Source organism: Synergistaceae bacterium (genome assembly GCA_017450125.1).
Lineage (GTDB): Bacteria > Synergistota > Synergistia > Synergistales > Aminobacteriaceae > JAFUXM01.
Genome location: JAFSWZ010000034.1, coordinates 160091 through 168835, shown reverse-complemented (window position 1 = coordinate 168835; position 8745 = coordinate 160091). Strand labels below are relative to the sequence as shown.

5 protein-coding genes are annotated in these 8745 nt (G+C 51.8%); all 5 read right to left on the bottom strand.

Features of this window, described 5'->3' with window-relative positions; translation table 11 throughout:
- A partial coding sequence (locus IJT02_08020) for a hypothetical protein (protein MBQ7544873.1) occupies positions 1-1311 on the bottom strand: 1311 nt, incomplete at its 3' end.
- Positions 1308-3677, bottom strand: a complete 2370-nt coding sequence (locus IJT02_08015) for an MFS transporter (protein MBQ7544872.1) — start codon at positions 3675-3677, stop codon at positions 1308-1310. The genes IJT02_08015 and IJT02_08020, both read right to left, overlap by 4 nt.
- 36 nt (positions 3678-3713) lie before the next feature.
- Positions 3714-6092 (bottom strand): MFS transporter, encoded by a 2379-nt coding sequence (locus IJT02_08010; GenBank protein ID MBQ7544871.1) that lies wholly within the window; start codon positions 6090-6092, stop codon positions 3714-3716.
- Positions 6092-7270 (bottom strand): hypothetical protein, encoded by a 1179-nt coding sequence (locus IJT02_08005; GenBank protein MBQ7544870.1) that lies wholly within the window; start codon positions 7268-7270, stop codon positions 6092-6094. The genes IJT02_08010 and IJT02_08005 overlap by 1 nt, the downstream gene beginning before the upstream one ends.
- Entirely contained in the window at positions 7263-8723 is a 1461-nt protein-coding gene (locus IJT02_08000; GenBank protein ID MBQ7544869.1) for a hypothetical protein, read from the bottom strand. Before IJT02_08000 ends, IJT02_08005 begins: the two co-directional genes overlap by 8 nt.
- Between the last annotated feature and the right edge of the window lie 22 nt (positions 8724-8745).

The following is an 8745-nucleotide window of genomic DNA, read 5'->3' as shown; positions in this document are numbered from 1 at the left end:
TCCTGTACGCCTGAACAATGCCAGACGCTTCCTCGCAAATGACGGGTCAGGCGCGTGTTCTGGGGATTCTGCGTCTGCGATTATCACGCTGTCATGATAACGTTTCACCGTAGAGCGTATCAAGTGTGAGCCGAGAAATGAAGTTCTGTGTGAAGGATTAACATAAAGGTAGTCCCACAACATCCAGCCCGGCTTTGCTGAATACAGGGTGAGTGATGCAACAATCTCCGGGCCGTCATGAAGGCACAGAAACTTATACTTTCCCCGCCGGATAAGCTCCTCGATTTCGGGCAGTGTCCGCAGTTCCTCGTACGGAAACGCTTCAACAAGATCCCGTTCGTACACCAGCCGGACTTCTTCAGGAGTCGCCTCCCGCAGTTCCATTGCGCTTAGCGTTATTCTTGCCGCCAAAGTGTAGGGAGCAAGCCTGCACTTGTACGCTCTCAAGCCCTCGTTCCCGATGTCCTCCGTGAAGTTTATCTCCTCAACGCCGGACAGAAACCGTGTGAAGCATTCCTTCAGCATGTACTCGTTGATACCCTTCATGCGGTTGTTGGCGTGTTTGAACTCGTAGACAGCGACACCGTTACGCATCGACACGACGCAGAACCCCGCCGCTTTTCCGTTCACTCGCACAAGAAGCCCTTCCGCACCGATTGTGCCCATTGCTCCGGCGACCCTTCCGACAGCCTTAAGGGGACACGCGAAACACTCGGAACATTCATGAGACGAGCACCACGCTTCACGCATCAGGTTCATGCACTCTTCACGGTGCTCCGGGCCGAGAGGAACTGTTTCGGGCGAAAAGTGCCGGAGGAAGTAGCGGTAACGGTAGCGGAAATCAGAACTCTCCATAGACTTCACGAAATCTTCGCGCCGGTAAATATAGTCCATCCATTTGCGCGGACGCTCAACGTTCCAGAAGACACCGCTGACTCCCTGATAGAACGGCAGCATCCATTCACTCGCATCAACGATAAGCATAGGAAGCCCCAGAGCCCTCATGTCGGAACGCAGAACACTGAAGGCCTCTCCGAAACTCTCGTCCGAGTAGTGCCCGATGAAGGGTATTGCCGTCCACTTCTGGACTGTGCCGTCATACTGCAGGCATGTGATGAGCCTTCCCGTTACCTTGTAGAAAGCCGGTACAGCATCACTCCATGCCAGTATACAGACAAATGAGAGCGCAGAAGACCACGCTTCGTTCATTTCGTCATAGTACGGTGCGAACGTGTTATAGTCCTCCGCTGTAACAGGACGGTAACCAAGCTCCCGCAAACGTCCTGCAATTCCGGGAAATTCATTCATCATGCCGGCTTCCTCCCCCCCGCACGCATTCTGCTGACAACGATAACCACCGCAGCAAGAGCATAGAGCATCGCACCTATCATCGCGGGTGATATAGCACCTGTTGACGGTAAAAGCATAAGTTCTGCCGCCGTAGGAGCTGCCATCGTCATGAGGAATGACAGTATCGTGAAGAACGCCAGTGCCGTGTCCTCATCAACATTGCTGGTTATAACCTTCAGGCTCAGGAAAGTATCTGTAGCCAAAGGAGAAGCAAGACCGTCATTGAGGCCGAGTATCGTGCTGGTGATGATTACCATGATTACGACAGGAGGAAGTTTCGCGACGAAAATACCCGCCGCCGTGAGAGCAAAGACGATCGCGACAGGAATATATGAGCCGAGATATTTTTTCGCCCATGAAACAAGAGCAGGGCCGATGTATATTCCCGCAATACCGTTCAGGATGTAGCAGTAGCTCAGCGTGATAGCAGAGATGCCTTCTTCTTGGCAGACTGCAGGGATAAGCGTAATACAGAGCATCGTTGCGATGAACAGCGGCGCAAGAACTATCACGCTGAAAGATACAACCTCTCGGGACAGGGCAATCTTCAGCAGGTCTTTAAGGCGTACGGGCTTCTCTTCTTCGCCGGATGCCGAAACCTCACGGGCAAACATAGCCTTGAACGGAACCATCGTGTACACGCTCACAAGGTAGACTGCGAACATTACGGCAGAACACGCGAACGTTATTCCGTACCCGCCGTTTGCCGCAAGAATAGCCCCCATACTTGCACCGCACGTACCTCCTGCCATCATTCCGGCTGCATTCTGCGTGATACAGTTGACGCGACCCTCTTCCGTCTCGCAGCCCGACACAATCATTATGCGCTCGCACCTCAGGCACTGGAACGCAACACCGGCCAGCGCACGGCATACCACGATAACCAGAGCACTCCCGGCTATGAACGTCGTGATGTTGCACACAGCCATGAGAACCGTCGCGGCAAGCAGCCTCACCCGGACATCAACCTTGAGCTTCGGGAGAATAATCATCTCCGTGAGCATCTGCATCAGAGGTTCAACGGTGAGCGGAAGTGCTGCGGTCATACCGACTGACAGCCCGAACAGAGATTCTCCGCTCTCACGAATCATCATCGCCGCGAAAGGCATACAGATATACTCTGCCGCAAGGATGACGAAGCTCGTGAATCTCGCCGTGAGCCCTATCTGCTCCTCCGAAAATCCTGTGCCGGAATGCTTCTGCTTGTCCTCGACGATCTTCAGCAGGTTGACCAGCTCGAACGTGAACATCAGCAGGATAATTACTGTCGACAGAATCACGAAGAACGTTTCCTGCTGCTGCCTCTCCATCGCTGTGTTTGAGATTTCGGCCTCAAGGTACAGCGGAAGGGTGTTCTCGCCGGTCTCTAGGCGGAACATCATCAAGTTAGACTGTTCCTGCGTCAGCATTACGTCCGAGATATTGTCGGTTACGCGCGTCCTGTGAAGTATACCTAGAGACTTTACGCGCTTCTCTATGTAGTCTCTGAGGTCAGGGACTTCCGACAGCTCGACTCCCTGAGAATGTACGCGCCTGACACTTTCGCTCAAGTTCCGCAGCGACAGACGCACGGAGTTCTCTATCTTCGTCCTGTAGTCATGCTGAAAGTCAGTCATTACGTAACGAGAGAAGCTTAATACCGCGATTTCTATTATCAGGACGGCTACGAACCTCATCAGGCCGTTGCTCATTTCACCATACTGCTCAATCCATGAGTCTCTCTGCACAACCCAAATGAATATCACGAGTGCAAGGCTCACGACCAGCGAGAATATTCCGTCGAGAACGAGAACCTTCCTGAGAATATCCCTCATGCCGTCCCTGAACATACCGCTTGTGTAGATGCATCCGAAATACCCGGCCGTTTCCCCGTCAATGCGTATGGGAGTGAAGATAGCCTTGTGCTCGTCAAGTGATGCCTGTATGCTTTCCTGCCCTGCGTTTGCCTGTATCTCCTTGCGCACGGATTCGTCAGCAATAAACCTCGCTGCCTGTTCTGGAGTTATCGTTCTGCTGCTGTCTGTCTCGTAGAGGAGATTCAGGTCATTATCAAGGATGAAGGAGTACGGTTCGCTGAACTGTATCTCGAAGCTCCTGAATATGTCCTGAATGCCATAGTAATTGCGGAAATCCTTGCCGAAGTTCAACGCTACCTCCATTGATGAGATAGTATCTTTCTCGACACGGGCTATCAGCCTCTCCTCCATCTCCATGACCATAGAGCGATAGTTGAGATAGCTCAAGACTGCTATAAAGTTCACCGCGAACACAGCAACTGCAACGAGCATTAATACATATGAACGCGGCATTTTCTTTCTTTCTGCCATCAGATTATTACCTCTGCTTTCATGAAATTCTGCATGTTATGCTGCCGCGCTCCTGCGTCCCGTGAACATCCTGCTCATCACGATAACTGCTGCCGCAAGCCCGTAAAGGAACGCACCTACCGCCATAGGTGAGATTATGCCGTTGGACGGGAGAAGCAGTAACTCAGCGGCTACGGGAGCTGCCATCATGAGAAGGTAGGAGAGTATGTTGTAGAACGTGAGGGCTGTGGATTCGTCGATGTAATTCCGCACGATGTCAAGGCTCATGAAGCTGTCCGTAGCTATTGGGGTCGCCAGTCCGTCGATGAGGCCGAGAATAAGGCTCGTGAGAATCACCATCATTGCGACGGGAGGGAGCTTAGCGACAAATAACCCGGCCGCCGTAAGAGCGAACACGAACGCAACAGGAAGATACGAGCCGAAGTACTTTTTCGCCTTCGCAACGAGAGCCGGGCCGACGTAGATACCCGACAAGCCGTTGACTATGTAGCAGTAAGACAGAGTAACACCAGAGATACCCTGTTCCTGGCAGATTGCGGGTATAAGCGTCATGCACAGCATTGTGCCGATGAATAACGGCGCGGCAACCACAACGCAGAAGAATGCAACCTCGCGGGACACGAGTATTTTCACGAGATCCATCATGCTTACCGGCCGTGCTCCCAAATCGCAGACACTGTTCTTGCGGTCATAGAGAGCCTTCCACGGAATCATAGTGAGCGTGCTCATGAAGTAGAACACGAACACGACCGACGAACACAGGAACGTTACCCCGTAGCCGCCGTTAGATGCGAGGATAGCGCCCATACCTGCCCCGCACGTGAGCCCGGCAACAACGCCCGCACTGTCCTGAGCGATGTTATTGCTGCGGCCTATTTCTGTCTCGTAGCCCTGCGTTATCAGGAAGTTAGAGACGCGTTTTGTTCCGGCATAAGCGATACCGGCAAGGGCACGGCATGTTACGACGGTCAACGCTCCGCCGACAATAAACGTTGTTATGTTGCAGGCTATCATAAGCACTGCCGAGAATATCAGCACAAAACGTACGCTGATTCTTTTCTCGACGCGCGGGAAAATCGCAGTCGCTATGAACTGCGTGAATGACTCTATTGTGAGCGGAAGTGCCGCCGTCATTCCGACAGACAGGCCGAAAAGTGCCTCCCCGCTTTCACGAATCATCATAGCTGCATACGGTACGCACAGATATTCTGCCGCACAGCACAGGAAGCTGAAGAAGCGCAGTGAGAGCGCAATCTGCCCCTCAGAAAATCCCAGACTGGTACGCTCATCCTTTATCTCAAAAATTTTCAGGAGGTTAATCAGCTCGTAGATGAATATCAGCAGGATTATCATCGTCGACAGAAGCACAAAGAATGTTTCCTGCCTCTGCCTCTGCATTGCCACCTCCGAGACTTCTGCCTCAAAGTAGAACGAAATGTTTGCATCTCCCGTATCGAGCTGGAACACCATTTGTCTCGGATCTTCGTTCGTCAGCCTTATATCAGAAATGTTGTCGGTTATTCTTGTCCTGTGCAGAATCTCCAGCGATTTCACTCGGCGTTCTATGTAGTTCCTCAAATCCGGGACTTCCGCAAGGTCTACCCCCTCAGAACGGACGCGCCTGATGGTTTCGCTGATGTTGCGGAGAGAGAATCTTACGGAGTCCTCTATCCTGCTTCTGTAGTCCTGCTGGTAGCTGTACATCACCGTACCTGAAATGCCCAAGATGACGAGCTCGATTATCAGCACCGACAAGAACCGCATAAGCCCGTGATTAATCCTGCCGTATTGCTGGACGAATGACTCCCTCTGCACTGTCCAGAGGAAGGCAACGAGAGCCGCACACACAATCAGCGAGAAAATCACGTCGAATATCACGACTCTCATGAAGATAGGCCTCAGGCCTTCCCTGAAAATATCGTTGGTGTATAAGCACCCGAAGTAACCGGCGATGTTTTCATCCGCATGAATGGGGGTGAATATCGCTTTGCGTTCGTTCAGTTCTGTCCGCAGGCTGTCCTGTGATGCGGCATCCTTCATCGCACGGCGTACGGAGTTATCAGCAAGGAATCCCGCGACCTGCTCCGAAGTCGCGGATGTGTTGCTGTCGGTCTCGTAGAGGAGCCTCAAATCTGCGTCAAGAATGAACGTGTGAGGGCCCTTGATCTGCGCCTCGAATGTCCTGAAAACGTCCTGTATCCCGTAGTAGTTGCGGAAGTCTTTGCCGAAACTCAGCGCAACTTCCATCGAGGAGATTGCTTCCTTCTCGACACGCGCAATCAGCTTCTCTTCCATCTCGATCACCATTGAGCGGTAGTTCAGGTAGCTCAGCACCGCCACGAAATTCACGGCGAATACAGCAATGGCAACGAGCAGCAGCACATAAGAACGCTGTATGTTCCTCTTGCCGGCCATCACTGTGCTCCTACCTTCGTGAAAATCTCATCGCACACCGCAAGAAACTCGAAGTGCAGCGGGTAGCCTATTCTGCGGGCAACCTCGTAGTTGAAGTAGATGCTCGGCGCGCTGGCATAAACACACGGAAGAGATCCGGCCTCTGCACCGCCCAATATCTTTACGATTGCATCAGCCACAAAACGCCCGACGTTCTCGAAGTCGTACGCCGAAACGAGCATTAACACTCCGTATCTCACGTTCACTGGGTCGTCCATCAGGTAAACAGGGATACCTTTTTCGTAAAGCAGGGAAATTATGGGGTATAAGCGTTCTGGGTCATTAATCAGGTCTACAGTCAGATAAAACGCATCAATACCTTCACCCGACATCTGCCTGAACTTGTCCTCAACAAGCTGATAATACTGCTGCTGTTCCGCCGCAGTTTCTCTAGGCTGTTCGTCGATGTGGTACACAACGAGATCAAAGCTGTTCTGCTGTGAAGTCTTCTTTATGTCGGGAAGGCCTGAGATTATTTCGTCCCCGTAAATTATCACGCCCAGCTTCTTGAACGGCTTTAAGGAGTAATAGTACTTTATCTGCCTCAGCGCAAAAGACGGCTCAACCTGTGCCCATACGTTAGGATTTCCGCTCCCTTCTGTTGACGAGGCGATAATCCCCGACGCTACAGGGTCAGTTGCGGAAAAGTCCACCATAGGAATCGGCAGCCCCAGATTCTTCACGAACACACCGGCACTTGTCCCGAACGTGATTACGAAGTCTATACCTTTTCCGGCACGGGCTCTGAGATCCTGCTCAACCTGCGATGCTTCTTCGTAGCCGAGATAGTGGAACGCACCCTTCGCAAACGCGATGTATTCTCCCAAATCGGCCTCCTGCAGTGCTGAATACATTTCACGGGTTGACATGCGCTTTGTCTCGATGTCGTTAATCGTGAAAGGAAGACCGCCTTCCTTAATCCAGCCTCTTTCCTGAAGCCCGGCCAAGATGTGGAAGAACTGCGTGCTCGCGGGCATATACTCGTCATAGTCGATGTAAGCGAACTGGTACTTGCTTCCGTCCGGCTTCAGGTGAGGGGGCATGTCAACTTCCTGTGCGCCGAACGCAGCAGGGACGAACGCACAAAGCATCATCATCAGCGACAATGCAGACACAAAAAACTTCTTCCTGTTATACATTGATAATCACATTCTCCTTGAAAGAATTTCTAGAGCCTTCTGTTATGGCTCTGTACCACCCGTCTTCACGCTCATGATGATTCACGAGGTCGTCGTACATAATGGTGAGACCCATTAACTGCGAGTCCCACAGGCGAGTTTCATTCATGAGTTTCTCCAGCGTGCGGAAGTCTGGTTTTGCCCGCCAGAACTCTACAGGCCCGGCAGGAGTGATATACCCGTCCCCCTGACACACAGCGAATACCGGCCCGCACACATAGCCGGTCGTGTCGTACTCGCCTATCACTTCAGCTTCATGCTTCATGCCTTCTGCCTCGAGCATGTGCACTAGAGCTTTCTGCCACATTGGGGTATACAGCGAGGCAAAGACACCGTTAAAGCAGGTCAGGCCGCGTTCAAAGACAGTAAGAAGTGAGGTAAGAAACACGCCTGGAATTAATCTGCGCTGTTCAATCAGGCCTACGATAGTCTGACGCTCCATCGGGATAGAAATTTCATTACCCTTAAGATCTGTCCCGTACAATGTATGCTCTGAAGTCATGTCTACTCTGACAAGCTGCCCTTGGTCATCTGCCATCTTGAAGATAACATCAGACAGTGTCTCGGCTGCAAGATACTTGTTGAAGCGTTTATCAAACAGGAGACGTGATACGAGCGAATCACTGTCGGAAAGTTCCCGGAGCAGCAGGGGTGTCAAGAGGCTCTCAATTTCGAGGTAGACAATCACAGGCGCATCTTCTGACTGGCTGAACAGTCCGCGTGAAAGTGTCGCGCCTATCCTTGTAACCTGATCCTCGAACCTTACGCTGTTCTGTGCGTACGCTGTCTCGTATGCCGTGCGTAGTATTTCGTCGAGTGCATGTTCTATCGGGCCGGGATCCTGAATGTCAACGAAGCGATGACGGAAGCGCGAAAGTAGTTCCTGATTGATTGTCGGAGCACTGAATGCTAATTGCAGTTTGGGGTTGAACGGGAAAATAGGAATGTTCCTTATGTTATCGCGGTCCGAAAAAATCGAGATACCTTTTGCCCATGTCGAGCTGCTCAATTTCACCTGACCGCAGGATAATATAGGTTTTACCTTAACTTGACCTTGTTGCCCCCCCCCCCCCACCCCGAGTTTACGCAGAATCTGCCCGAACAGAAGATCTGACTGGAACGTCTGCGCACAATATATACCGCCGTGATGATCCGCAGTACCTATTGCACCGAGCCTCAATGCTTCAGCGACTTTTGCGGCGAGTTCTTGGCCGACACGTTCAGCGGCGAAACTCTCTGCCTGCACGAAGAAATCTTCAGGCTCATAGAGCGGAGTGATTCTGCGGTTAGCTTTCACCTTTCCGGCCTGCACGTCGAGAAGTTCGGCAAGATTCATCTCTCTGTTCTGCGAGCAGAATCTCATTACCGCATTCTTCTGGCAGCAGACCTCTGCAAGTCTACTTAAATGTTCCAACGTGTTAATACCTACTTCCTAC